22 protein-coding genes are annotated in these 24803 nt (G+C 65.3%); 11 read left to right on the forward strand and 11 right to left on the reverse strand.

Annotation, left to right across the window (positions count from 1 at the left end; translation table 11 throughout):
- Positions 1-88: 88 nt before the first annotated feature.
- From QU44_RS00170 to QU44_RS00190, 5 genes are all read right to left on the reverse strand, one after another.
- A complete protein-coding gene (locus tag QU44_RS00170) occupies positions 89-1591 on the reverse strand; it encodes a lipopolysaccharide biosynthesis protein (RefSeq protein WP_033919354.1) in 1503 nt (500 codons plus the stop codon).
- Between the two features lie 40 nt (positions 1592-1631).
- Positions 1632-4388, reverse strand: coding sequence for a DNA polymerase I (gene polA / locus QU44_RS00175; protein ID WP_033919356.1), 2757 nt, complete (start codon positions 4386-4388; stop codon positions 1632-1634).
- A gap of 66 nt (positions 4389-4454) precedes the next feature.
- The gene (locus tag QU44_RS00180; RefSeq protein ID WP_081987763.1) at positions 4455-5540 is read right to left on the reverse strand and encodes a serine hydrolase; all 1086 of its coding nucleotides are present in this window, start codon (positions 5538-5540) and stop codon (positions 4455-4457) included.
- 181 nt (positions 5541-5721) lie between these two features.
- Positions 5722-7317, reverse strand: coding sequence for an L-aspartate oxidase (nadB, locus tag QU44_RS00185; protein WP_033919358.1), 1596 nt, complete (start codon positions 7315-7317; stop codon positions 5722-5724).
- A 176-nt stretch (positions 7318-7493) separates the two neighbouring features.
- Positions 7494-8417: an ABC transporter ATP-binding protein gene (locus tag QU44_RS00190; protein WP_033919359.1), complete on the reverse strand. Its 924-nt coding sequence runs from the start codon at positions 8415-8417 to the stop codon at positions 7494-7496.
- Positions 8418-8521: 104 nt separating this feature from the next.
- Between QU44_RS00190 and QU44_RS00195 the strand changes: the two genes are divergently transcribed.
- The gene (locus QU44_RS00195) at positions 8522-8749 is read left to right on the forward strand and encodes a zinc-finger domain-containing protein (protein ID WP_033919360.1); all 228 of its coding nucleotides are present in this window, start codon (positions 8522-8524) and stop codon (positions 8747-8749) included.
- Positions 8750-8768: 19 nt separating this feature from the next.
- On the forward strand, positions 8769-10196 hold the full coding sequence (gene tldD / locus QU44_RS00200) for a metalloprotease TldD (RefSeq protein WP_033919361.1): 1428 nt from the start codon (positions 8769-8771) through the stop codon (positions 10194-10196).
- Between the two features lie 21 nt (positions 10197-10217).
- Here the strand turns inward: tldD and QU44_RS00205 are convergent, their stop codons facing one another.
- Both QU44_RS00205 and QU44_RS00210 read right to left on the reverse strand, forming a co-directional pair.
- Positions 10218-10514: a CcdB family protein gene (locus QU44_RS00205; protein WP_033919363.1), complete on the reverse strand. Its 297-nt coding sequence runs from the start codon at positions 10512-10514 to the stop codon at positions 10218-10220.
- The gene (locus QU44_RS00210) at positions 10514-10747 is read right to left on the reverse strand and encodes a type II toxin-antitoxin system CcdA family antitoxin (RefSeq protein ID WP_052134198.1); all 234 of its coding nucleotides are present in this window, start codon (positions 10745-10747) and stop codon (positions 10514-10516) included. Before QU44_RS00210 ends, QU44_RS00205 begins: the two co-directional genes overlap by 1 nt.
- Positions 10748-10809: 62 nt before the next feature.
- On the opposite strand from QU44_RS00210, the gene QU44_RS00215 reads away from it, so the two are divergent.
- From QU44_RS00215 to QU44_RS00230, 4 genes are all read left to right on the forward strand, one after another.
- Positions 10810-11025 (forward strand): putative signal transducing protein, encoded by a 216-nt coding sequence (locus tag QU44_RS00215; protein WP_033919365.1) that lies wholly within the window; start codon positions 10810-10812, stop codon positions 11023-11025.
- An 89-nt stretch (positions 11026-11114) separates the two neighbouring features.
- Entirely contained in the window at positions 11115-11309 is a 195-nt protein-coding gene (locus QU44_RS00220; RefSeq protein WP_033919366.1) for a hypothetical protein, read from the forward strand.
- 149 nt (positions 11310-11458) lie between these two features.
- A complete protein-coding gene (locus tag QU44_RS00225; RefSeq protein WP_033919367.1) occupies positions 11459-11797 on the forward strand; it encodes a P-II family nitrogen regulator in 339 nt (112 codons plus the stop codon).
- A gap of 22 nt (positions 11798-11819) precedes the next feature.
- The gene (locus QU44_RS00230; protein WP_033919368.1) at positions 11820-13244 is read left to right on the forward strand and encodes an ammonium transporter; all 1425 of its coding nucleotides are present in this window, start codon (positions 11820-11822) and stop codon (positions 13242-13244) included.
- 145 nt (positions 13245-13389) lie between these two features.
- On the opposite strand, the gene QU44_RS00235 is transcribed toward QU44_RS00230, so the two are convergent.
- The 3 genes from QU44_RS00235 to QU44_RS00245 all read right to left on the reverse strand — a co-directional run bounded on the left by QU44_RS00235 (position 13390) and on the right by QU44_RS00245 (position 18716).
- Positions 13390-13821, reverse strand: coding sequence for a TIGR01244 family sulfur transferase (locus QU44_RS00235; RefSeq protein WP_033919369.1), 432 nt, complete (start codon positions 13819-13821; stop codon positions 13390-13392).
- 105 nt (positions 13822-13926) lie between these two features.
- Positions 13927-15216 (reverse strand): adenylosuccinate synthase, encoded by a 1290-nt coding sequence (locus QU44_RS00240; RefSeq protein ID WP_033919371.1) that lies wholly within the window; start codon positions 15214-15216, stop codon positions 13927-13929.
- A 128-nt stretch (positions 15217-15344) separates the two neighbouring features.
- A complete protein-coding gene (locus tag QU44_RS00245) occupies positions 15345-18716 on the reverse strand; it encodes a PAS domain-containing protein (RefSeq protein WP_231621548.1) in 3372 nt (1123 codons plus the stop codon).
- Between the two features lie 117 nt (positions 18717-18833).
- Between QU44_RS00245 and QU44_RS00250 the strand changes: the two genes are divergently transcribed.
- The 5 genes from QU44_RS00250 (at position 18834) to QU44_RS00270 (ending at position 24414) form a co-directional block, all read left to right on the forward strand.
- Positions 18834-19841 carry a fumarylacetoacetate hydrolase family protein gene (locus tag QU44_RS00250; RefSeq protein ID WP_033919372.1) on the forward strand — a complete coding sequence of 336 codons (1008 nt, stop codon included), beginning with the start codon at positions 18834-18836 and terminating at the stop codon, positions 19839-19841.
- Between the two features lie 9 nt (positions 19842-19850).
- Entirely contained in the window at positions 19851-20357 is a 507-nt protein-coding gene (locus QU44_RS00255) for a GNAT family N-acetyltransferase (protein ID WP_033919373.1), read from the forward strand.
- A 115-nt stretch (positions 20358-20472) separates the two neighbouring features.
- On the forward strand, positions 20473-21774 hold the full coding sequence (locus QU44_RS00260) for a 3-methyl-2-oxobutanoate dehydrogenase (2-methylpropanoyl-transferring) subunit alpha (protein WP_197054197.1): 1302 nt from the start codon (positions 20473-20475) through the stop codon (positions 21772-21774).
- A 259-nt stretch (positions 21775-22033) separates the two neighbouring features.
- Entirely contained in the window at positions 22034-23038 is a 1005-nt protein-coding gene (locus tag QU44_RS00265; RefSeq protein ID WP_033919559.1) for an alpha-ketoacid dehydrogenase subunit beta, read from the forward strand.
- 2 nt (positions 23039-23040) lie between these two features.
- Positions 23041-24414, forward strand: coding sequence for a dihydrolipoamide acetyltransferase family protein (locus QU44_RS00270; RefSeq protein WP_033919375.1), 1374 nt, complete (start codon positions 23041-23043; stop codon positions 24412-24414).
- A gap of 30 nt (positions 24415-24444) precedes the next feature.
- Here QU44_RS00270 and QU44_RS00275 read toward each other — a convergent pair whose 3' ends face one another.
- Positions 24445-24798 (reverse strand): YbaN family protein, encoded by a 354-nt coding sequence (locus QU44_RS00275; RefSeq protein WP_033919376.1) that lies wholly within the window; start codon positions 24796-24798, stop codon positions 24445-24447.
- Between the last annotated feature and the right edge of the window lie 5 nt (positions 24799-24803).

Below are 24803 nucleotides of genomic sequence, written 5' to 3' on the forward strand. Positions count from 1 at the left end.
CAATTATGTGGTTCTAGTGGATTTTATGATTTTGACATTCGCAGCGAGAGCGTGCCGCAGGCGGGATGCGAATGTCAAAATCAATCCACTAGAGGGGCGCTGCCGGCGGCGGTGCTTTCTGGAACAGGCGGCGGTCTTCGGGGCCGAACGCCCAGCGCCAGATAACGAAGCAATAGACCAGCAGCATCGCCGGGATGCCGATCAGCAGTTCGGCCCATTCGAGCCGGTCGGGGAGCTGGAGGAATGCCCATCCCACCAGCGCGGTCGCCAGCACCGCCCAGATGAACGGCCAGCGCCACGCGGATACCTTCGCGTCGAGCAGCCGCCCGAGCAACCGCGACTTGACGATCGACCCAAGCCCAAGCGCCAGCGCCAGCGCAAGGGCGGGGCAGGCGGCCTGGTAGATTTCAGCAAGGCCAAGGTCGCGCGCCACGAAAATCAGCGCGAAGCTGAGCGCCACCTGGAACCCCAGCAAAGCGCCCGAAATCATCAAATTGCGGTGACGGGCGATATAGACCAGGCCCGCTTCGGACACCGATCCATTGGCCGCGAGCACTTCGGCGACGAGCAGGAAGCACAAGGCCCCCGCGCCGGCGACGAATTGCGGGCCGACGACTCCCATCACCCCTGCGGCGGGAATGCCGCCGACCAGCGCCAGTGCCGCCTGCGCCGCCATGATCCAGAAGCCGACCTGGCGAATCTGGCGCGCCACCGCTTCCTTGTCGCCGATCGCGAGCGAATGGGTGATGACCGGGCCGAGAATGGGATCGAAGCTGGTCTTTAGCTTTTGCGGCAGCGACGCGACTTGCTGCGCCATATAATAGATGCCGACGACGCTGGGGGCGAATAGCAGCCCCAGGATGAAGCGATCGACATTGCGCGATCCCCATTCGATCGCGTCGGCACCGGCGAGCGGCGCATTGCGGCGCGCCAGCGCGAACATCGGGCGCAGACGCGGCTGCCACCCTTCGGGCAGGCCATAGCTTTTGAGAAAGGGCACCATCGATGCTGCCAGCGCCGCTGCCATCGACAGGACATAGGCGAGGATCAATCCGTCACGCGACGACACATAGGACAGCACCCAGGCGGCGATACTGATCGTCCACGGCTCGACCACTGCGCGCGCCGTTACCGATGCCTTTATGTTGTGGCGATAGGCGAGTGCCGCCAGCATCACGTCGGACCAGGCGATCGCGACGACGACAAAGGGCAGCAGCCGTTCGAAACCGATGACCGTGCTGTTGGGATACATCACCTGCGGGAAGGCGATCAGCACTGCCGATCCGATCATCGACGCGATCAGCGCCACCACCAGCGCGTCCCACACGACATGCACATGCGGTCGATCGGTCGACGACAATGCCTGCGCCAGCCCGCGCTTCAGTCCGAGCGTGGCCAGCAAGGCCGCCAGTTCGACCACCAGCACCGCGATCGCGAAGCGGCCGACAATCTCCGGCCCATAGACACGGCCAGCGATGAACAGGAACGGCAGCCGCGCGGCAAGGCGCAGGACGAAGCCGAGGATGTTGGTACGTCCCCCCTTCGCCAGCGCCGCGATGTCTTCATTGTCCGAGGACGACGTGGTGATCATGTGCGTCCCACCACCAAGGCGGTCGCCGTGCGTCGATCGATCAATGCGCAGCGCCCCAGCTTTTGCCGACGCCGATCTCTACCCCCAAGGGTACACTGAGCGTCACCGCCGGTTCGGCGGCGGTTGCCATCACGCGCTCGATCACCGGGCGTGCGGCTTCGACATCGCCTTCGGGCAGTTCGAAGACGAGTTCGTCATGGACCTGCATCAGCATCCGCACGTTCGGCAGCCCCGCCTCGGCGAGCGCCGGTCCCATCCGTGCCATCGCGCGCTTGATGATGTCGGCGCTGGTGCCCTGGATCGGCGCGTTGATCGCTGCGCGCTCGGCCCCCTGGCGCTCGTGCTGCACCTTGCTGCGGATTCGCGGGAAGTGGGTTTTGCGGCCGAACAGCGTCGTCGTGAAGCCCTTGTCCCGCACGCTTTGCGTGGTTTCGGCGATGTAGCGGTTGATGCCGGGGAAGCGTTCGAAATAGCGGTCGATCATCGCCTGTGCTTCGTCGGCGGTGACGTCGAGCCGGCCCGCCAGCCCCCAGCGCGAGATGCCGTAGAGGATCGCGAAGTTGATCGTTTTGGCCCGCCCGCGCGTGTCGCGATTGACCTCGCCGAACAATTCATTGGCGGTCATCGAATGGATGTCGTCGCCGCGCTCGAACGCCTCGCGAAGCTGCGGCACCTCGGCAATGTGCGCCGCCAGCCGCAGCTCGATCTGCGAATAATCGGCGGCGAGGATGACATTGCCCGGCTCGGCGACAAAGGCGTCGCGGATCTGGCGGCCCACTTCGGTGCGGATCGGGATGTTCTGGAGGTTGGGATCGGTCGACGACAGCCGCCCCGTCTGCGCGCCGGTGAGCGAATAGCTGGTGTGAACGCGGCCCGTTGCGGGATTGATCTGTGCCTGCAGCGCGTCGGTATAGGTTGATTTGAGCTTCGAGAGCTGGCGCCAGTCTAGCACCTTGGCGGCGATCGCGGCTCCTGGTGAATCCTTGTCGGCGGCGATCCGCTCAAGCTCGTTGACGTCGGTCGAATAAACCCCCGACTTGCCCTTGCGCCCGCCCTTGATCTTCAATTGCTCGAACAGGATGTCGCCCAGTTGCTTGGGGCTGCCGATCGTGAATTTGGTGCCGACCAGGCCGTGGATCTCGGTTTCGAGCGCGGCGATTCGCCCCGAAAACTCCTCCGACAGTTGCGCAAGGCGCGCGGCGTCGACCTTGACCCCGGCAATCTCCATGTCGGCGATGACTCGCACCAGCGCGCGATCGACCATCTCATACACCCGCGTCGCGCCTTCATAGGCAAGCCGCGGCTTCAGCCGCCGCCACAGGCGAAGCGTGACGTCGGCGTCTTCGGCGGCGTAGCGGGTCGCGGCCTTGAGGTCGATTTCGGCGAAGCTGAGCTGCTTCTTGCCGGTGCCGACGACGTCCTTATAGGCGATGCAGCGATGCGACAGATGCGCCGTGGCAAGCTCGTCCATGCCATGACCGTGCAGCCCGGCGTCGAGATCGAACGACATCACGATCGTATCGTCATAGGGCGCAAGCGTGATGCCCGCGCGCTGGAGCATGATCATGTCGTATTTGAGGTTATGACCGATCTTGAGGACGCTGGGGTCTTCAAGCAGCGCCTTGAGCTGCGCGATCACCAGCGCGCGATCGAGCTGGATCGGCTTTTCGGCGAACATGTCGCTGCCGCCATGCGCGATCGGAATGTAGCAGGCGAGATTGGGGTGCAGCGCCAGGCTGACCCCGACCAGATCGGCCTGCATCGCATCGAGCCCGGTCGTTTCGGTATCCACCGCGACCCAGCCCTGGTGGCGCGCGGCGACCATCCAGCGTTCGAGCGCATCTTCGGTGACGACGGTTTCATAGCCGTCATGGTTACAGGGCGGATCGTCCTGCGCGGCGACGGGAGCGGCGGCTTCGGCGACGGGCGCATCGGCGACCGCCGACAGCTTGTTGAGCAGCGAGCGGAAGCCGTGATGCTCGAGGAACGCGCGCAGCGGGGCGTCGGGGATGCCCTGAAGTTCGAGCGAATCGAGCGGGTCGGGCAGCGGCACGTCGCAGGCAAGCTGCACCAGTTCGCGCGACAGCCGCGCCATCGGCGCGTGCTCGATCAGATTGTCGCGCAGCTTGCCCTTTTTCATCTCGGGTGCGGCGGCGAGCACGGCTTCGAGCGAGCCATGTTCGTGGATCAGCTTGGCGGCGGTCTTGAGGCCGACGCCGGGGACGCCGGGGACATTGTCGACGCTGTCGCCCATCAGCGCCAGCACGTCGCCAAGCAGCTTGGGCGGCACGCCGAATTTCTCGACGACATGCTCGTCGGACAGGCGGCGATTGTTCATCGTATCGTACAGGTCGAGTCCTGGCTCGATCAACTGCATTAGATCCTTGTCCGAGCTGACGACCGTGACTTCCCAGCCCTGGGCTAGCGCTGCCTTGGCATAGCTTGCGATCAGGTCATCGGCCTCCCAGCCTTCCTCCTCGATGCAGGGCAGCGAAAAGGCGCGGGTGGCGTCGCGGATCATCGGGAATTGCGGGACCAGATCCTCAGGCGGCGGTGGGCGCTGTGCCTTATACTGGTCGTACAGGTCGTTGCGGAAGGTCTTCGACGATTTGTCGAGGATCACCGCCATGTGGGTGGGGCCGTCGGCCTTGTGCAGCTCGTCGGCCAGCTTCCACAGCATCGTGGTATAGCCATAGACCGCCCCGACCGGCTCGCCATGCACATTGGTGAGCGGCGGCAGCCGGTGATAGGCGCGGAAGATATAGCCGGAGCCGTCGACGAGATAGAGATGAGGCATCGGGGCGGGATAGCAGCGTGCGCGGGCCGGGGCGAGACTGCTTATCTCGGTGCACGCAAAGAGGGATTACCCCCTATGGTTCGCCACCACGCTTTCGACCACCTTCTGCATCAGTTGCTGACGTTCGGGCACCGGGCGCGAGGTGTCACCGATCAGGATCGCGATCGTGTAGCTGCGGCCATTGGGGGCGGTGAGGAAGCCGACATCGTTGAAGCCGGCGGTGCGGCCTGAAAAATCCTGGCCGGTGCCGGTTTTGTGGCCGAGCCGCCAGCCGGGGGGAACCTTTGCGCGCAGCCGGGCGGCACCGGTGCGCGAGCTTTCCATCAGCGTCACCAGATGCGCTGTGGAGGCGCGAGAGAACAAATCGCCCTGTTTCAGCCGCGCCAGCGCATTGGCGATCGCAGCGGCGGCGGCACCGTCGATCGGATCGGCGACATAATTGTTGAACGCCGCGCGGCGCACCCCCTGGGGCAGCTTGGCGCGCGCGGCCTGAAAGGCGCGGCCCATCGCCATGTCCTGTTTCCAGTTGAGGCCGGCGGTACGGCTTTGCAGCAGGCGCTCACCGGGGCCGAACTTGATCGCGCCCAAAGACTTGCGCTTGATGAAGGCGTTGACCGCATCGGGGCCACCGACGCGGCGCAACAGCCGGTCGTTGGCGGTATTGTCGCTCATCGTCATCGCGCGGCGCATCAATTCGCCCGCGGTGGCGGTGTAGCTGCCATTCTTGAGCAGCCCGGCGATCGGCTGATGGAACAAGGTAAGGTCGGCGCGGGTGATGGTGAGTTGTTCGTCGAGGCGCAATTTGCCCTGGTCGACCAAGTCGAGCGCGGTCATCGCGACCCACAATTTGCTGACGCTTTGCTGCGGCATCGGCACGTCGCCGTTTTTCGAGATCATCCAGTCGTCGTCGATGCTCTTGACCGCGACGCCGACCTTGCCGCCAAAATTCTCGACCATGGTATCAATCGCGGTGACCAGCGGGGTAGGGGCAAAGGTGCGGGCCGGTGGCCGTGGGGGCAGTGGCGGCACTGGTGCCACGACCCGATAGGTGGGGGCGGGCAAGCTGGCGGTGCGTTCGGCGGAGGCTGCCCCGACACAGCCTATCAGCGCCAGTGGCGCCAGCCCGCAAAGCGTCAATGCGCGCTCTGTCATGGAAAATCGTTCGATTTGCATCGTTCTATTGTGCCCTGTTGTAACCCGGACCATGCGGCGCGCGCAGGTGGACCGGCAACCCGGTGGTGCCCCGCCTGCGGTGAATACTATCATCTTAGCGACGAATGGTCCGTATCGGCTTATCTTGCCGATAATCGGGGGAACTTCAGGGTAGCCGCCGTCAAGGCAACAGGATGGTATCGCGGGGCGTGTCGTCCATATCGGGGTGATCGAGGGTATAATGCAGGCCGCGGCTTTCTTTGCGAGAGAGCGCGCTGCGGACGATCAGCTCGGCCGACTGGAGCAGGTTTCGCAGCTCGATCAGGTCGGGCGTGACGCGAAAATGGCCATAATAGTCGTTCACTTCCTCCGACAGCATGCGGATTCGGTGCTGCGCGCGTTCGAGCCGCTTGGTGGTGCGGACGATACCGACATAATTCCACATGAAGCGGCGGATTTCGGTCCAGTTCTGCTTGATGATGACTTCTTCGTCGCTGTCGGTGACCCGGCTTTCGTCCCAGGGGCGGATCGCGGGCGGCGGCGCGAGCTCGTTCCAATGCGCGGCGATATGGCGCGCCGCCGCCTCGCCATAGACGAAGCATTCGAGCAGCGAATTCGACGCGAGCCGGTTGGCACCATGCAGCCCCGACTGGGTGACTTCGCCCGCCGCATAAAGATTGGGCAGGTCGGTGCGGCCATCGCGATCGACGATCACCCCGCCGCAGGTGTAATGCTGCGCCGGCACCACCGGGATCGGCCCCTTGGTCATGTCGATGCCCAGCGTCAGCAGCTTGGCGTAGATGGTCGGGAAATGCGCGCGCACGAAATCAGGCCCGCGATGGCTGATGTCGAGATGGACGAAATCAAGGCCGAAGCGCTTGATCTCGGCGTCGATCGCGCGGGCGACGATGTCGCGCGGGGCCAACTCCAGCCGTTCAGCATCATAATAGGGCATGAAGCGCTTGCCGGTGGTGGGGTTGATCAAATGCCCGCCTTCGCCGCGCACCGCTTCGGTGATCAGGAAATTCTTGACGTCGAGGTGGAACAGGCAGGTCGGGTGGAACTGCATGAACTCCATGTTCGACACGCGGCAGCCCGCGCGCCACGCCATCGCGATGCCGTCGCCGGTCGCGCCGCGCGGCGCGGTCGAGAATTGATAGGTGCGGCCAGCGCCGCCGGTGGCGAGGACGGTTGCGCGTGCGGTGTAAGGCTCGACCCGGCCCGAATGCCGGTTCATCGCATAAACGCCCCAGACATTGCCCGCGCCCGAATAGCGCTCCTCATGCCGGCTTGTCGCCAGGTCGACCGCGACCATGTCGGGCAGCAGGGTGATGTTTTGGTTTGCGCGAGCGGCGCGGATCAGCGCCTCTTGCACCGCCCAGCCGGTGGCGTCGTCGACATGGACGATCCGGCGGTGGCTATGCCCGCCCTCGCGAGTCAGGTGCCAGCCATCGGCCCCGTCGGATGCGACGTTGAACGGTACGCCCAATTCCGCGAGCCGGGTGATGGCGGCTGGCGCGCCTTCGACGACGAACTCGACGGTGGCGCGGTCGTTCAGGCCTGCGCCTGCGACCATCGTGTCCTCGACATGGTTTTCGAACGTGTCGCCGGGTTCGAGCACGGCGGCGATGCCGCCCTGTGCCCAGGCGGTCGATCCTTCATCGAGCGCGCCCTTGGCCAGCACGGTGACGCGGAAACGATCCGCCAGGTTGAGCGCGGCGGTGAGGCCGGCGGCACCCGAGCCGATGACGAGGACGTCGGTGGTATGGCTGGTCATCAATACGCTCTGAAGTAGACAGGTGCGGCGTTTTGCCATGCCATGTCGTTACGGTTGCGGGACGTAATCGCAGCGGTGGCGGGTGGGCAAAGGGTCATGCCCGATCGTCTGGCACAAAAGAGGGGCGGTGGGACAGGGGGCACACAGGCGGTACCGATGCCTCGCGGTGCCAGCGATCAGGCGTTGGCGGCGCGGGTGAGGTTGAGGAATACGTCTTCAAGATCGGCTTCCTTGGTCGAGACGTCGACCACGCCCAGCCCGTCGCTGGCGATCGCGGCGAGCACTTCGCCGGCGTTCACCTGATCCTTGCGATAGGTGATCGCCAGCACCCGGTCGCCGATCAGTTCGATCTTCTGGAAACAAGCGGCGCTCGGCGCGGCGGCGACGTCGCGATCGACCGTCACGATCACCTGTTTCTCCTGCGCCATGCCCACCAGCGCGCGGGTGGGTTCATTGGCGATCAGCCGGCCGTGATTGATGATCGCGATCCGATCGCAAAGCTGTTCGGCTTCCTCGAGATAATGCGTCGTCAGCACCACGGTGACGCCCTGGTCGTTGAGGTGGCGGACATAGGCCCAGAGCTGCTGACGAAGTTCGATGTCCACGCCGGCGGTGGGTTCGTCGAGCACCAGCACGGGGGGCGAATGCACCATCGCCTTGGCCACCATCAGCCGCCGCTTCATGCCGCCCGAGAGCGTGCGGGCATAGGCATTCGCCTTGTCCTCTAGCGCCATCGCGCGCAGCAATTCCATCGTCCGGCGATCGGCCTTCTTCACGCCATAGAGGCCGGCGGCGATGTCGAGCGTTTCGGCGGGGCTGAAAAAGGGATCGAAAGTGATCTCCTGATTGACGATGCCGATCGACGCCTTTGCATTGCGCGGGTGCGCGTCGATGTCGAAGCCCCAGATCGAGGCGGTGCCAGCGGTCTTGTTGACCAGGCCAGCCAGGATGTTGATCAACGTAGACTTGCCCGCGCCATTGGGGCCGAGCAGCCCGAAAATCTGGCCGCGCGGCACGACGAACGAGACGTCGTCTAGCGCCTGCTTGCCCCCGGCATAGGTTTTGGAGAGGTGCTCGATCGCGATGGCGGCTTCGGTCATGCAGGGGGGATAGGCGGGTGCCGGGGGTGCGGCAAGGTGAACCGTTCGTTTCGAGCGTATCTGGCCGATTGCAGTCGTTCTCGCCCCCTGCTAACCGCGCAGCCATGATCCCGCCGTCCGAAATCATCCGCGTCTCCACCCCGCGCGTCGCCTGCGATGGTGCGGGCGAGATTGCGCCAGCGCTTGGCCACCCGCGTGTGTGGTTGCAGATCGACGACACCGGCTATGTCGATTGCGGTTATTGCGACCGCCGTTTCGTGCTGACCGGCGGGCCAGCCGATGGCGCCGACCAGAGCCAGCTTCGCGACCATGGGGATGGTGCGGGCCGCTGAGGCACCTATATTCGGTCTCATGACCGATATGACCGATCCCCGCGCGTTCCTGTATGGCGATGCGCTCGACCCCGACATGGCGCTCACCCTGACGCGCGAGGCGCTGTCCGCCGCCGAGGATGGCGAGCTGTACCTGCAATATCGCAAGAACGAGGCGTTCGGTTTCGATGACGGGCGGCTGAAGACCGCGTCTTACAGCACCGATGGTGGCTTCGGGTTGCGCGCGGTGGCGGGTGAGGCGACGGCGTTCGCGCAAGGCAACAGCCTGTCGGTCGATGCGATCCGCCGCGCCGCGCAGACGATGGCGCTGATCGATCCGGCCACCCAGGCCAAGGCACCGCCGCCGCGTGGCAACAACCGCCACCTCTATACCGCCGCCGATCCGCTCGACGCGGTGCCCTTTGCCGACAAGGTAGCGCTGTGCCAGGCGATCGACGCTGCGGCGCGCGCGCGTGATCCGCGGATCGTCCAGGCATCGGTCAGCCTGTTGGGATCGTGGAGCGTGGTCGAGATCGTTCGCCCCGACGGCTTTGTCGCGACCGATGTGCGGCCGCTGGTGCGGCTGAACGTATCGGTGGTGGTCGAGAAGAACGGGCGGCGTGAGACCGGCAGCTTCGGCATCGGCGGGCGCGAGCTGTACGACCGGGTGATGCACCCCGACACCTGGAACCGCGCGATCGACAGCGCGCTGGCACAGGCGCTGGTGAACCTCGAATCGATCGCGGCGCCGGCGGGCGAGATGCCGGTGCTGCTGGGGCCGGGCTGGTGCGGCATCCTGCTGCACGAAGCGATCGGCCACGGGCTGGAGGGCGATTTCAACCGCAAGGGCACCTCGGCGTTTTCGGGGCGGATCGGCGAGCGAGTCGCGGCACCCGGCGTAACCGTGGCCGACGACGGATCGCTGGGCGAGCGGCGCGGTTCGCTGTCGATCGACGACGAGGGCACGCCGACGCAGGAGAATATCCTGATCGAGGACGGCATCCTGAAGGGCTATATCCACGACCGGCTGAACGCGCGGCTGATGGGGGTCGCGCCGACGGGCAATGGCCGCCGCGAAAGCTTCGCGCACGCGCCGATGCCGCGAATGACCAACACTTTCATGCGCGGCGGGCGCGATGATCCTGCCGAGATGATGACGCGGGTGAAGCGCGGTATCTATGCCAAGAGCTTCGGCGGCGGGCAGGTCGACATCGTGTCGGGCAAGTTCGTGTTCAGCTGCACCGAGGCGTATATGATCGAGGACGGCAAGCTGGGCGCGCCGATCAAGGGCGCGACGCTGATCGGCGATGGCCCGAGCGTGCTGACGCGGGTGAGCGGGATCGGCAATGACTTCGCGCTCGACGAGGGCGTCGGCATGTGCGGCAAGGGCGGGCAGAGCGTGCCGGCGGGCGTAGGGCAGCCGTCGCTGCTGATCGACGCGCTGACGGTGGGCGGAACTGCGGTTTGAAGCGGCTTCTGATTTAGGCGCTTAATAGCCTGACAGCAGCAGATCGAGCGCGCCTGCGATCGCTCGCTCATTGGCGATTGCCGAGCCGGTCCGCTTGCCCAGCATGCTGATCGGCACTGCAGCCGCGAAATGGGTAAGCATAACCATCTCGTCGCCGTCGATATCGAGCAGCGGGTTCAATCGGGCCTCGACCTGAATGGCGTCATCGGGCGATGCGAGCGGTACGACGATCCGGGTGTTGAGATACGATAAAAGGTCGTTCTGGCAATCGAGCAGCATCGTCCCGTCGCGCGAGCGATAGAGGTCGAAACGCGCCATCAGAACATCCGGTATTTGGCGAGCGGCAGACCGTGTTCTTCTACCCAGGCATTGTTGGCCTGGATCGCCTCCCAGTTGTCCTTCGTCCATTGCTCCTTGCGGGCATGCTTGAGTCGATTGAGTAGCCCCTCCTCGCAAGCCTGCGAAACGTTAAGGCCGAGCGTCTTGGCTTCCGCCACAGCGTCTGCGGGTAGCGAGACATTAGTCGCCCGGCGGGGGCGGTCGGTGCGCATGTTCGTTGCCATGCGCATAAAGTATGTGCATCTCTTGTCGTGGTCAATCTTAGGAAATCACCATGGCACTTGCCGAAGTCGGCCGGTTCAATCGGATCGAAGCGCATATCTTGATCGGGCGGCTCGAATCGGAGGGTATCGCTGCGATCAGCTTCGATGGTGAAATGAGCCTGGGCGAGGGAAGCGCATTGCTGATCCCGGTGCGGGTGATGGTCGATGAGGGTGATCTGGCCGAGGCGCGCGCGATCGTCGCGGCGGCGCAGGCGAGCTACGACTGAATCGGCTTTGCGACGGGGCGCATGCAACATGAGCTTCATGTTGCGCGTTTATACCGCCGGGTGGAGAGGCCCCCGGAGTATAAAAGAAAATGCGTACCATCGTTCATCCGATCCTGGTCGCGTGCGTCCGCGATGCGACCGTGCCCGATCGCGACACGCTCGCCGCATTTGCCGCGATCCTTGCCAAAGATGTCGCATATGGCGGCAGTCCCGGCGGTGTTGTCGACCGCCCGATCATGGTCTGGGCGCGCTGCGCGCTGGAAGGATCGCCCAAACGGCGCTGATCTGCCTTAAAAAGCAGCAGTCGTTCGCAACTGCACAAATATTTACCTGTCCGTAACGATTGCGGCCAAGGAACCGCGCGCTTTGGCGGCGTTCCGAGATTGGCACAGCCTTTGCAACGCCACCCTCGGGAAACAGCCGAGGGGGCGACATGAAGCTAATCATCGCCATCATTAAACCGTTCAAGCTCGACGAGGTCCGCGAAGCGCTGACCGAAGTCGGTGTCACGGGAATGACGGTCAGCGAGGTCAAGGGTTTCGGGCGGCAAAAGGGCCAGACCGAAATCTATCGCGGAGCCGAATACAGCACGAACATGGTGCCCAAGATCAAGATCGAGGTCGTGTGCGACTCGGGGCTGGCCCCGCGCGTGGTCGAGGCGGTGCAGGCCGCAGCGAACACCGGCGCGATCGGCGACGGCAAGATCTTCGTGCTCGATGTCGGCCAGGCGGTGCGGATCCGCACCGGCGAAACCGATGTGACTGCACTGTGAGGGGGCTGTGATGGGGGATAGGATGAAGCGATTGATGATGCCGCTGGCGGCTGCCGGGGCAAGCATGTTTGCAGCGATGCCCGTATGGGCGCAGGACGCAGCCGAGGCGGCACCCGCCGCGTTCGTGCCGACCGCCGACATGGTCAACAAGGGCGACGTCGCCTGGATGCTGATCTCCTCGGCGCTGGTGCTGATGATGTCGGTGCCCGCGCTTGCGCTGTTCTATGGCGGCCTGGTGCGCACCAAGAACATGCTGTCGGTGCTGATGCAGGTGCTGACGATCGTCTGCGTCGCGGCGCTCGTATGGTTTTGCTGGGGCTATTCGATCGCCTTCACCTCGACCGGCACGCCCTTTCCCAAGCTGTTTGGCGGGTTGGACAAGGCGTTTCTGGCGGGCGTGTCGCCCTCGACCTTCGCCGCTACCTTTTCCAACGGCGTCTATTTGCCCGAATATGTGTTCGTGATCTTCCAGATGACGTTCGCTTGCATCACCCCGGCGCTGATCGTCGGCGCTTTTGCCGAACGGGTGAAGTTCACCCCGCTGATCATCTTCACGGTGTTGTGGCTGACGCTCGCCTATTTCCCGATCGCGCACATGGTCTGGTACTTCGCCGGCCCAGACTTCCTGCACGCCGCACCCGATGATTCGGGGCTGCTTTGGGGCTGGGGGGCGCTCGACTTTGCCGGTGGCACCGTGGTGCACATCAATGCAGGCATCGCCGGTCTGGTCGGTTGTCTGGTGATGGGGCCGCGGATCGGCTTCAAGAGCGAGCCGATGCCGCCGCACAGCCTGGTGATGACCATGATCGGTGCGTCGCTGCTGTGGATCGGTTGGTTCGGGTTCAACGCTGGATCGGGGCTGGAAGCCAATGCGTTCGGCGCGCTGGCGTTCATCAACACCTTCACCGCGACGGCGGCGGCGGGCGTGACCTGGGCAGTGATCGACCAGATCGTGCACAAGAAGCCATCGTTGCTGGGTGCGGCATCGGGTGTCGTCGCCGGGCTTGTGGCGATCACCCCGGCGGCGGGCTTCGCCCATCCGGGCACCGCGATCATCCTGGGTGCGGTCGCGTCGGGGGTGTGCTTCCTGTTCGTTACCAAGGTGAAGAACGCGCTCAACTATGACGACACGCTCGACGTGTTCGGCATCCATTGTGTCGGTGGCATCATCGGCGCGATCGGCACCGGCATCGTCGCCGACCCTGCGCTGGGGGGCCAGGGCTGGATCGACTATACCGCGCCCGTCGCCAAGGCCGGCGAATATGTCATGAGCGCGCAGGTGATAACGCAGCTTTGGGCGGTGGGCACCACCGTGCTTTGGACGGGCGTCGTTTCGGCGGTGCTGTTCCTCGGGCTGAAATTCACCATGGGCTTGCGCCCTTCCGCCGAAGTCGAAGTCGAGGGTCTCGACATCAACGAGCATGGCGAGCGCGCTTATAATTACTGAGTTTTCATGAGCTTCGGGATCGGCACCTTATTTCGCCGATCCCGCCACTAGGTTCCTCCTGCGGACGACTTGGCCGGTGCGGTAACGTACCGGCCTTTTTTTGTCCGCGACCGGCGGGGTTGCGCCAGACCCCGGCACCCTTGGTTCAGCCGCGACCCGACAGCGCGTCGAGCAGGGGGCGAAGGCCCGACAGGTCATAGCCTGCAGCCTCTCCCTTGGCGGTAAGCTCGGCTGGATCGCCGCCGCCCTTGGCCGCCGCCAGCGCCCATAAATTGCACGATCGCGTGCCCGAGCGGCAATAGGCCAGCACCGGCCCGTCGGCGGCGGCAAGCGCCTGTGCCATCGCGTCGATCTGCGGATGGCTGAAGCCGGCATGGGTGATCGGGATGGCGGTATAGCCAAGCCCGGCGGCGGTGGCGGCGGCGTGCATCTCGGCGCTGCCGGGCTGGCCGGGCTCTTCGTCGTCGGGGCGATTGTTGATCACCGCGACAAAGCCCTGCGCCGCCAGCGCAGCCATATCCTGGGGTGCGATTTGCGGCGAGACCGAAATGCTGTCGTCGATGCGGCGAAGGTGCATGGGGGATCCTTTGTTGCGATCCCCGCCCCTAGCAATTCTGATGGCGCAGCGGGAGGGGGCCGCGCGCCTGGCATCGGCGGCCCCCGTCCCGGTTATGGTCGGGCGTCAGTCCGAAAAGGGATCGCGGACGAGGATCGTGTCCTCGCGCTCGGGGCTGGTCGACACCAATGCCACAGGGCAGCGGATCAGCTCCTCGATCCGGCGGATATATTTGATCGCCTGTGCGGGCAGTTCGGCCCAGCTTCGCGCGCCGGCGGTGGTTTCGGACCAACCTTCCATCGTTTCATAGATCGGCACCACGCGCGCCTGATCGGCGGCATGCGCGGGGAAATGGTCGAGCGTGGCATCGCCCAGCCGATAGCCGGTGCAGATGTTGATCGTTTCGAACCCGTCGAGCACGTCGAGCTTGGTCAGTGCGATGCCGGTTATCCCTGACACTGCCGCCGATTGGCGCACCAGCACTGCGTCGAACCAGCCGCAGCGGCGCTTGCGCCCAGTGACCGTGCCGAATTCATGGCCGCGCACGCCCAGCCGTTCGCCGGTCTCGTCCTCTAGCTCGGTGGGGAAGGGGCCGGACCCGACGCGCGTGGTATAGGCCTTGGCGATGCCGAGCACGAAGCCGACCGCTGCCGGCCCAAGCCCCGAGCCACCCGCCGCCGTGCCAGCGATCGTGTTCGATGAGGTGACGAACGGATAGGTGCCGTGATCAATGTCGAGCAGCACGCCCTGCGCGCCTTCGAACAGGATGCGGCGACCGCGCGAGCGCGCTTCGTTCAGCGAGCGCCAGACCGGCTGGGCATATTGCAGCACGAAATCGGCGATCTCGCGCAACTGCTCGATCAGCGCAGCGCGATCGATCGGCGGTTCGCCAAAGCCAGCGCGAAGGGCGTCGTGATGCGCGGCGACGCGATCGAGCTGGGCATCGAGATCGTCGAGATGCGCCAGATCGCAGACGCGAAGCGCCCGGCGGCCGACCTTGTCTTCATAAGCGGGGCCGATGCCGCGCCGGGTGGTGCCGATCTTGCCCGCGCCCGATGCGTCCTCGCGCAGCCCGTCAAGGTCGCGGTGGAAGGGGAGGATCAGCGCGCAGGTGTCGGCGATCATCAGCGTGTCGGGCGAGACGGTGACCCCCTGGCCACGCAGCCGCCCAACCTCGTCGCGCAGCGCCCAGGGGTCGAGCACGACGCCGTTGCCGATCACGCTGGGGGTGCCGCGCACGATGCCCGATGGCAGCAGCGAGAGCTTATATACCTTGTCGCCGACGACCAGGGTATGGCCGGCATTATGCCCGCCCTGGAATCGGACGACGACATCGGCCCGCTCGGCCAGCCAGTCGACGATCTTGCCCTTGCCCTCGTCGCCCCATTGCGCGCCGATTACTGCCACGTTCGCCAAAGCGCTTTCGTCCTTCGTAGATGGTCGGGAAACCAGGCAGCCCTATCGCGCGGCGGCGGCGGCGTCCACCGCCCGCACGAGTCATACCAAGGTTCATTGGAACCCGTTCCCAGCCCGCAGGCGCGCCGTCAGGCGTCGAGCACCTGGCGCACGCTTTGCGCGAGCTGGGCAAGGTCGAACGGTTTGGGCAGGATCGGGGCATCGAGCCCTTCGTCGCCCGCCGCATCGCCGGTATAGCCGCTGGTGTAGAGCACGCGCAGGCCGGGCAGCCGATCACGGGCCGCCCTGGCAAGTTCGGGGCCGGTCATGTTGGGCATCACCACGTCGGTAAAGAGCAGGACGGGGCGACGACCGGCATCGAGCAGCGCCAGCGCCTCGGCCCCGCCGGTGGCGTGGGTGACGTCATAGCCAAGTTCGAGCAGCGCCTCGACCGAATGATTGCGGACTCGCTCTTCATCCTCGACCACCAGCACCGATTCGCTGCCCTGCGGCAGCGCGGCGGCCGATGCCGGTCGATCGGCGACCGGCGGCGAATCGGTGGCGGGAAGATAGACACGAACGGTGGTGCCGCGCCCCGGTTCGCTCTCGATCCGCACATGCCCCGCCGATTGGCGGACAAAGCCGAACACTTGGCTGAGGCCGAGCCCGGTACCCTTGCCCACTCCCTTGGTGGTGAAAAACGGCTCGAATGCGCGTGCCGCCGTCTCGGGCGTCATGCCGGTGCCGGTATCCGCCACCGCGATGGTGATGAAATCGCCGGGGGCGACGCTGTAGCTTCGCGCATCGCCCTCGCCGATTCGAGTTTGTCCGGTCTGGATCGTCAGCGTGCCGCCGCGCGGCATCGCGTCGCGGGCGTTGACCGCCAGGTTGAGGATGACGTTTTCGAGCTGGTTGGGATCGGCGATCGCATTGCCATCGAGATCAGCGAGCCGGGTTTCGACCTGCACATCGTCGCCGATCGTGCGGATCAGCAATTCGAGCATGCCGCGCACCATCTGGTTGACGTCGATCGGCCGCGCCGCCAGCGGCGTCTGGCGGGCAAAGGCGAGCAGTCGCTGGGTAAGCCCTGCCGCGCGGGTGGCCCCGTCACGCGCCGCCATCACATAGCGCGACACATCGGTCGATCCTTGCGCCAGGCGCCGCTCGAGCAAATCGAGTGCGCCGATCACCACGGCCAGCATGTTATTGAAATCATGCGCGATGCCGCCGGTTAGCTGGCCCACCGCCTCCATCTTCTGCGCCTGGCGCAGCTGGTCTTCGGCGCTGATCAACTGGCGCGTGCGCTCGTTCACCGCAAGCTCGAGCTCTTCGCGTGAGCGCGACAGCACTTCGCGCGCGTCCATGATGTCCTGTACATCGGTGCAGGTGCCGAACCAGCGGGTGATCACGCCGCTGTCGTCGCGCACCGCGCTGGCGCGGGCGAGCACCCAGCGCCAGCTATCCGACGCGGCATGGCGAAGCCGCGTCTCGAGATGAAAGGGCTGGCCGCTGGCAAGCGACTGCCGCCAGCGTTCGAGCGCGGCTTCGCGGTCATCGGGATGCACCATTGCGGCCCAATGCGAGCCATCGACCCAGCGATCGCCGGTGCCGGTAAATTCATACCAGCGGTCGTTGAAATAATCGGTGCGGCCATCGGGCAGCGACGACCAGACCATGTGATCGATCGAGTTGGCGATCGCGCGAAACTTGCCCTCGCTTTCCTTGAGCGCGGCGACAGCCCCCACGCGCTCGACCGCGTCCCAGGTGATTTCGGCGACGGCTTCGATGAACGCGACGTCTTCTGCCGACCAGTCGCGCGGGGCGGCGCAATTGCCGTACATGCTGGCGACCCAGCGGCCATGCCGAAGCAACGGCACGCCGATCGCCGCGACCGTCAACCGGCTGATCGCCGACCCCTGAAAGGCCTGATCGCTGGGCGCATCGGCGGCGACGATCGTGCGGCCCGATTCATATTGGCTGCGCTGAACGGTACCCAGCTCGTCGGCGGATAATGTACCGCGCAGCACCGGCATCGATCCGTCGGTCCAGCAGGGGCCGAAATCGATCAGGCCGTTATCGCTGACCCGGTAAAACCCCGCCCGGTTGAGCTTCAGTCGGCGGCCGAGCGCGGCGGCGGTGAAGCGCATGATCGCTTGCGGCGTTTCGAGCGCGCGCTGGCGTTCGGCCATCGAATAGAGAAATGCCTGCCCCTCGGTCGCGACGCGAAGTTCTTCGGCGGTCGAGCGCGCCGATTCCTCGGCGGCCTTGCGCGAGGTGATGTCGAAGGTGATGCCGGGGAAGCGCACCATTTCGCCGCCGTCGCTGCGCAATGCGCGGCCCTGTGCGGCGACCCAGCGGACTTCGCCGCCGGGCTGGATCAGGCGATATTCCTCGGCAAACGCCGCCCCGGTGAGCAGGGTCGAATCGACCGAGGCACGGACACGCTCGGCATCGTCGGGATGGATCGCCGAAAAGAAATCGACCAGCGGCGCACCAAGGTTCGCGGTTTCGGTCTCGACGCCGTACATCCGGGCAAAGCCGGGATCGGCGGTCACGCGATCGTTGACGACGTCCCAGTCCCAGGTACCGACCCCATGCGAAACATTGAGCGCCAGTTGCAACCGCGCCTGGCTTTCGCGCAGCGCCGCCTCGGCAAGTGCGCGATCGGTGACGTCGGTCGCCTGCACGAAGATGTCAGTAACCGTGCCGCCGGCGTCGCGGATCGGCTGATAGACGAAATCGACGATCCGTTCATCGAGCGTGCCATCGGTCGAGCGCGCCAGCCGCAACGGCGTGCCCCAGGCGCGATACGTCTTGCCGGTGGTGAAGACATTGTCGAGCAAGGCGACAAAGCCCTGATCGGCGACTTCGGGTATTGCATCGACCAGGCGTTTGCCCAGCAATTCGCGGCGACCGACCAGTTCCTGATAGGCGTCGTTGGCCAGATCGAAGCGGAAATCGGGGCCGTGCAGCAATGCCACTGCGCCGGGCGACTGCTGAAACAATTCGTGCAGCCGCAGCACTTCGGCATGGCGGGCGCGCTCGGCCAGCACGAACCGGGTGGTTTCATTGCCCTGGTTGAGGACGCCGGCAACCTTGCCGTGTTCATCGCGGATCGGGGTGCCGCTGTAATTCCAGTAGGTTTCATGCGGCACGCCGCCGCGTTCCATCATCAGCAACTGGTCGTAGCTTGCGAACGCAACGCCCTGATCGCGCACCCGATCGAAATCGGGGCCGACCACGCCCCAGATGTCGGACCACACCTCTGCGCCGGGGCGACCGAGTGCCCAGGGGTGGCGATCGGCGGCGATTGCCGACCAGGCATCGTTATACAGCAGATGATAGTCGCGCCCCCAATAGATCGCCATCGGGAAGCTGGACGACAGGATCAGATCGAGGATGAAGCGAAGCGCCTGTGGCCAGGTTTCAGGCGGCCCAAACGGATGCCGCGACCAATCCATGGCGCGGATTCGGTCGGCCATCTCGCCGGAGTGATCGAGGAAGCCCAAGCCGCGCTGCATCCACCTGCGATGCGGAACGCAAGGGGGTGTGTCAACCGCCGCGAACCGCTCGACTTCGCCGCACCAGCGGTTATGCAGGAGCGCGAAAAACCGTCACAAAAAACATCGGAGAGCGTGATGAAACTGGCAAGCCTGAAACAGGGCCGTGACGGACGGTTGGTGGTGGTGTCGGACGACCTGGCCTGGTGCGCCGATGCCGGGCATATCGCGCCGACGCTGCAGGCTGCGCTCGATGACTGGGACCGGGTGGAAGCGGCGCTTCGCAACCTGGCGACCGACCTGAACCACGAAGCGATCCCGATGATGCGCTTTCACGAGCGGCAGGCGGCGGCACCGTTGCCGCGCGCGTATCAATGGGCCGATGGGTCGGCCTATGTGAATCATGTCGCGCTGGTACGGCAGGCGCGCGGGGCCGAGCTGCCCGACAGCTTCTGGCACGATCCGCTGATGTATCAGGGCGGATCGGACGGGTTTCTGGGGCCGCGCGATGCCATTCCGCTGGCCGATGAAGTCTGGGGCTGTGACCTGGAGGCCGAAGTGGTGGTGGTGACCGGCGACCTGCCGATGGGTGCCAGCCGCGATGAAGCACTGGCGGCGGTGCGGCTGGTGGGGCTGACCAACGACGTCAGCTTGCGCAACCTGATCCCCGGCGAACTGGCCAAGGGATTCGGCTTTTTCCAGTCGAAGCCCGCCAGCGCGTTTTCGCCGGTGTTCGTCACCCCCGATTCGCTGGGCGAGATGTGGCAGGACGGCAAATTGCATCGCGCGCTGAACGTCGACCTGAACGGCCAGCCCTTTGGCCGGGCGCAGGCGGGCGAGGACATGACCTTCGATTTCGGCACGCTGATCGCGCATGCCGCCAAGACACGCGCGCTGGGGGCGGGGACGATCATCGGGTCGGGCACGGTTTCGAATCGCGATGCCGATGGCGGCCCGGGTAAGCCGGTGGCGGCGGGGGGCGTCGGCTATTCGTGCATCGCCGAAGTGCGGATGATCGAGACGATCGAGGGCGGCAAGCCGGTGACGCCGTTCCTCAAAGCTGGCGACACGGTGCGCATCTGGGCCGAGGATGATCGCCATCACGCGATTTTCGGCACGATCGAACAGACGGTGGTCGCCGCCTGAACCGCGGCGATGGAATCGCCGCCGGCCATCGCCCTTCGCCGGTTCGCGCCGGACGACCTGGGCACGGCGCTGGCAATCCAATCGGCGGCGTATCCTGCGTTTCTGGTCGAGCCGGCTGATGCTTTTGCCAGCCGATTGATGCTGGCTGCCTCCTATTGCCTGGTGGCGGCGCGCGACGGGGTGGTGATCGCCTATCTGCTCGCGCATGGCTGGCCGCGCGAATCGCCAGCCGCGATCGGTGCGGTGCTGACCGATGGCGCGAGCGAGGTGCTGTTCCTCCACGACCTGGCGGTCGCCAAGGCCGGGCGCGGCACCGGCATCGGGCGAAAGCTGGTCGTGCAGGCGCTGGCGTTGGCGGCGGAGGACGGCTTGGCGGCGGCCGAGCTGATCGCGGTGGCGGGAGCGGCGGGCTATTGGCGGGCGCTCGGCTTTTGCGAAAGCGCGGTTTCGGCGGCGTTGGCGGCGAAGGTCGCGGGCTATGGACCCGAAGCACGCTGGATGACCCGCGCGCTTTGAGCGGGCAGATTCAGCTTCAAAACATGCTGGGCCATCGGACGGGCTGGTAATGTCTTTTGAAACTTTATAACAGGGCAGCCGATCCGGCTTCGAAGCGTCATCGGGCGCCGGGCGGATGTATCTGGAGAGTGACTTGACCGGCGAACCCCGCGCCAACCTGCCCCCGCTGTCGCTGCATGTGCCCGAACCCAAGTTTCGACCGGGCGACAAGGCCGAGTTCAGCGACGTCATCGTGCCGCCGGCGGGCAGCGGACGTCGCCCCGACCCCGCCGAGCCGGCGGCGCAGTTTCACGAGCTGGCCTATGGGCTGGTGCGTGTGCTCGACGATGAGGGCAATGCGGTGGGACCGTGGGCACCGCGGCTGACCCCCGACACGCTGCGGCGGATGCTGCGCTACATGGCGCTGGTGCGCGCGTTCGATGAACGCATGTTCCGCGCGCAGCGGCAGGGCAAGACCAGCTTCTACATGAAATGTACCGGCGAAGAGGCGGTCGCCGTCGCCGCGACGATGGCGTTGCAGCGCGACGACATGACCTTTCCCAGCTATCGCCAGCAGGGCATCCTGATCGCGCGCGATTGGTCGCTGGTCGACATGATGAACCAGATTTATTCGAACAAGGGCGACCGGCTGCAGGGCAAGCAATTGCCGATCATGTATTCGACGCGCGAGGGGGCATTCTTCTCGATCTCCGGCAATCTGGCGACGCAATATCCGCAGGCGGTGGGCTGGGCGATGGCGAGCGCGGCCAAGGGCGATACGCGGATCGCCGCCACCTGGTGCGGCGAGGGATCGACCGCCGAGGGCGATTTCCATTCGGCCTGCACCTTCGCCAGTGTCTATCGCGCGCCGGTGATCCTGAACGTCGTCAACAACCAATGGGCGATTTCGAGCTTTTCGGGGTTTGCGGGCGCCGAGGCGACGACCTTTGCCGCGCGTGCGCTGGGCTATGGCATTGCCGGCCTGCGCATCGACGGCAACGACGCGCTGGCGGTCTATGCCGCGACCGAATGGGCAGCCGAGCGCGCGCGGACCAACCAGGGACCGACGCTGATCGAGCATTTCACCTATCGCGCCGAGGGGCATTCGACGTCGGACGATCCCTCGCAATACCGATCGGCCAATGAAGCCAGCGATTGGCCGCTGGGCGATCCGATCGCGCGGCTGAAGGATCATTTGGTGGCTTTGGGCGAATGGGACGATGCGCGGCACGCGGCGCAAGACCTTGAGCTGGCCGAACTGGTGAAGCGTTGTCAGAAAGAGGCCGAGGCCAATGGCATATTGGGGCATGGCCTGCACCAGCCGCTCGACACGCTGTTCGAAGGGGTGTTCGAGGAAATGCCCTGGCATCTGAAGGAACAGCGCGCGCAGATGCTCGCCGAGGAAGAAGCGAGCGGGCGGCCATGGGCACTGAAATGATGAGCAGCGCCGCCCCTCTTCCTTCTCCCCTCTCCCCTGGACAGGGGAGAGGATACCGCAGCTTGGTCGCGAAGCGGCCTAGCGAAGGTTGGAGAGGGGGCGAGCGAAGCGGAGCTTCGCGCGGTCGCAAGTGCGACCGCACCACCCTCACCCAGCTCCGACTAGGCCGCGCTGAAGAAGCGCGACCAAGTCTGCGCAACCCTCTCCCGCCAGCGGGAGAGGGAATATGAGCGAGACGATGAACGAACCTACCACCCGCATGAACATGATCCAGGCGATCAACTCGGCGATGGACGTCGTGATGGCGCGCGATCCCGATGTCATCGTGATGGGCGAGGATGTCGGCTATTTCGGCGGCGTCTTCCGCGCGACCGCCGGATTGCAGGCGAAATATGGCAAGACCCGGGTGTTCGACACGCCGATCACCGAATGCGGCATCATCGGCGTCGCGGTGGGAATGGGTGCCTATGGCCTGCGCCCGGTGCCCGAAATCCAATTCGCCGATTATATCTATCCCGCGCTCGACCAGTTGGTCTCCGAAGCCGCGCGGTTGCGCTATCGTTCGGCGGGCGAATTCATTTCGCCGATCACGGTGCGCTCGCCCTTCGGCGGCGGCATCTTCGGCGGGCAGACGCATTCGCAGTCGCCCGAGGGCATCTTCACCCATGTCTCGGGGATCAAAACCGTCATTCCGGCAACCCCCTATGATGCCAAGGGGCTGCTGATCTCGGCGATCGAGGATAACGACCCGGTGCTCTTTTTCGAGCCCAAGCGCATCTATAACGGCCCGTTCGACGGCTATTGGGACCGCCCCGCCAAAAACTGGTCGGCGCATCCTGCGGGCGAAGTGCCAACGGGCTATTACAAGATTCCGCTGGGCAAGGCGGCAATCGCTAGGGCGGGCAACGACCTGACGATCCTGGCCTATGGCACGATGGTGCATGTCGCGATCGCAACGGTCGAGGAAGCCGGCGTCGATGCCGAGGTGATCGACCTTCGCACGCTGGTGCCGCTCGACATCGAGACGATCGAGGCATCGGTGAAGAAGACCGGGCGCTGCATGGTGGTGCACGAGGCGACGCGCACTGGCGGCTTCGGTGCCGAGTTGGCGGCATTGGTGCAGGAGCGCTGCTTCTACCACCTCGAAGCGCCGGTCGAGCGGGTGACGGGGTTCGACACGCCGTATCCGCACAGCCTGGAATGGGCGTATTTCCCGGGGCCGGTCCGCATCGGACAGGCGCTCAAGAAAATCATGAAGGACTGACGATGGCGCGCTTCTCTTTCCGCCTGCCCGATATCGGCGAAGGCATTGCCGAGGCCGAGATCGTCCAATGGCATATCGCGGTCGGCGACCGGGTCGAGGAAGACCAGCAGATCGCCGACATGATGACCGACAAGGCGACGGTCGAGATGGAATCGCCGGTGTCGGGGATCGTCGTCGAACTGGCGGGCGAGGTCGGCGACCAGGTCGCGATCGGCGCGACGCTGGTGGTGATCGAAACCGATGCGGTGACCGAGAGCGACACGATGGTCGCGGAGAACCCTGGGGTCGAGGAGGCCGTCGATGCGCAAGCGGTGTACCCCACGCCCGAGGAGGATGCGCGGATTCGTGCTGAGGCGAAGGACGCGGGGCTTGCGCCGATCCTCCCCGAAACGGGGAGGGGGACCGCCGGCGAAGCCGGTGGTGGAGGGGGATCGCCGCAGGCGGTGCCGCTAGCGGAAGCCCCCCTCCACCATCCTGCGGATGGTCCCCCTCCCCGTGCCGGGGAGGATCCGCAGCAGCAGGTGCTGGCTTCGCCGGCGGTGCGTGCTCGCGCCAAGGCGCTTGGCGTCGACCTCGCTTCGGTGAAGTCCGACGGCAATCACGTCCGCCACGCCGATCTCGATGCGTATCTGCGCTATGGCGGTGGCGAGGGTTATCATGCGCCGGGGGCCAGCCGCGCGCGCGCTGACGTGCCGGTCAAGGTGATCGGGATGCGGCGGCGGATCGCCGAGAATATGGCTGCATCGAAGCGTGCGATCCCGCATTTCACCTATGTCGACGAGATCGACGTCACCGCGCTCGAAGAGATGCGCGCCGATCTCAACGCCAATCGCGGCGGGCGGCCCAAGCTGACGATGCTCCCGCTGTTGATCGTCGCGATTTGTCGCTCGATCCCCGATTTCCCGATGCTCAACGCGCGTTATGACGATGAGGCTGGCGTCGTGACTCGGCATGGCAGCGTGCATCTGGGGATGGCGACGCAGACCGATGCCGGGCTGATGGTGCCGGTGATCCGCGACGCGCAGGACAAGAATGTCTGGCAATTAGCGAGCGAGATCGGCCGGCTGGCCGACGCCGCGCGCACCGGCAAGGCGAAGTCCGAGGAATTGTCGGGATCGACGCTGACCATCACCTCGCTCGGGCCGCTGGGCGGGATCGCGACGACGCCGGTGATCAATCGCCCCGAAGTGGCGATCATCGGGCCGAACAAGATCGTCGAGCGGCCGATGTTCCGGGGCGATGACATCGTTCGCGCCAAGCTGATGAACCTGTCGATCAGTTGCGATCATCGCGTCGTCGATGGCTTCGACGCGGCAAGCTATGTCCAGGCGGTGAAGAAGCTGCTCGAAACGCCGGTGTTGCTGTTCGCCGATTGATCCAGGGAATCGCCCGGCGGCTGGCAATGCTCAGCCGTCGGGCCGACTCCATATCCAGGCACCGCTGACCACCGCGATCGACATCGGCACGATATTCCAGGGCCAGGGCAGGAAGGCCAGCCCCAGGATGCCGCTGCCCGTCAGCCCGATCGCCGCCGCCCATTTGCCCTTGCGCGGGATCGCACCGCTTCGGCGCCAGGCATGGATCGGCGGCCCGAGCTGGGGATGATCGAGCAGCCATGTTTCAAATCGCGGACTGCCGCGCGAAAAACAAAAGGCGGCCAGGATCACGAACGGCACCGTCGGCAGGATCGGCAGAAATGCACCGATAAAACCCAGCACCAGCGAAAGGATGCCCGCAGCGAAATAGAGCGACCGGATCACGGCGC

The organism is Sphingomonas sp. 37zxx, assembly GCF_000786205.1.
GTDB lineage: Bacteria > Pseudomonadota > Alphaproteobacteria > Sphingomonadales > Sphingomonadaceae > Sphingomonas.

Bases quoted from the DNA above. Each gene is read 5' to 3' on its own strand.
- QU44_RS00170 (WP_033919354.1), bottom strand. From the start codon at position 1,591: ATGATCACCACGTCGTCCTCGGACAATGAAGACATCGCGGCGCTGGCG.
- polA (WP_033919356.1), bottom strand. From the start codon at position 4,388: ATGCCTCATCTCTATCTCGTCGACGGCTCCGGCTATATCTTCCGCGCC.
- QU44_RS00180 (WP_081987763.1), bottom strand. From the start codon at position 5,540: ATGACAGAGCGCGCATTGACGCTTTGCGGGCTGGCGCCACTGGCGCTG.
- nadB (WP_033919358.1), bottom strand. From the start codon at position 7,317: ATGACCAGCCATACCACCGACGTCCTCGTCATCGGCTCGGGTGCCGCC.
- QU44_RS00190 (WP_033919359.1), bottom strand. From the start codon at position 8,417: ATGACCGAAGCCGCCATCGCGATCGAGCACCTCTCCAAAACCTATGCC.
- QU44_RS00195 (WP_033919360.1), top strand. From the start codon at position 8,522: ATGATCCCGCCGTCCGAAATCATCCGCGTCTCCACCCCGCGCGTCGCC.
- tldD (WP_033919361.1), top strand. From the start codon at position 8,769: ATGACCGATATGACCGATCCCCGCGCGTTCCTGTATGGCGATGCGCTC.
- QU44_RS00205 (WP_033919363.1), bottom strand. From the start codon at position 10,514: ATGGCGCGTTTCGACCTCTATCGCTCGCGCGACGGGACGATGCTGCTC.
- QU44_RS00210 (WP_052134198.1), bottom strand. From the start codon at position 10,747: ATGCGCACCGACCGCCCCCGCCGGGCGACTAATGTCTCGCTACCCGCA.
- QU44_RS00215 (WP_033919365.1), top strand. From the start codon at position 10,810: ATGGCACTTGCCGAAGTCGGCCGGTTCAATCGGATCGAAGCGCATATC.
- QU44_RS00220 (WP_033919366.1), top strand. From the start codon at position 11,115: ATGCGTACCATCGTTCATCCGATCCTGGTCGCGTGCGTCCGCGATGCG.
- QU44_RS00225 (WP_033919367.1), top strand. From the start codon at position 11,459: ATGAAGCTAATCATCGCCATCATTAAACCGTTCAAGCTCGACGAGGTC.
- QU44_RS00230 (WP_033919368.1), top strand. From the start codon at position 11,820: ATGAAGCGATTGATGATGCCGCTGGCGGCTGCCGGGGCAAGCATGTTT.
- QU44_RS00235 (WP_033919369.1), bottom strand. From the start codon at position 13,821: ATGCACCTTCGCCGCATCGACGACAGCATTTCGGTCTCGCCGCAAATC.
- QU44_RS00245 (WP_231621548.1), bottom strand. From the start codon at position 18,716: ATGCAGCGCGGCTTGGGCTTCCTCGATCACTCCGGCGAGATGGCCGAC.
- QU44_RS00250 (WP_033919372.1), top strand. From the start codon at position 18,834: ATGAAACTGGCAAGCCTGAAACAGGGCCGTGACGGACGGTTGGTGGTG.
- QU44_RS00255 (WP_033919373.1), top strand. From the start codon at position 19,851: ATGGAATCGCCGCCGGCCATCGCCCTTCGCCGGTTCGCGCCGGACGAC.
- QU44_RS00260 (WP_197054197.1), top strand. From the start codon at position 20,473: ATGTATCTGGAGAGTGACTTGACCGGCGAACCCCGCGCCAACCTGCCC.
- QU44_RS00265 (WP_033919559.1), top strand. From the start codon at position 22,034: ATGAACATGATCCAGGCGATCAACTCGGCGATGGACGTCGTGATGGCG.
- QU44_RS00270 (WP_033919375.1), top strand. From the start codon at position 23,041: ATGGCGCGCTTCTCTTTCCGCCTGCCCGATATCGGCGAAGGCATTGCC.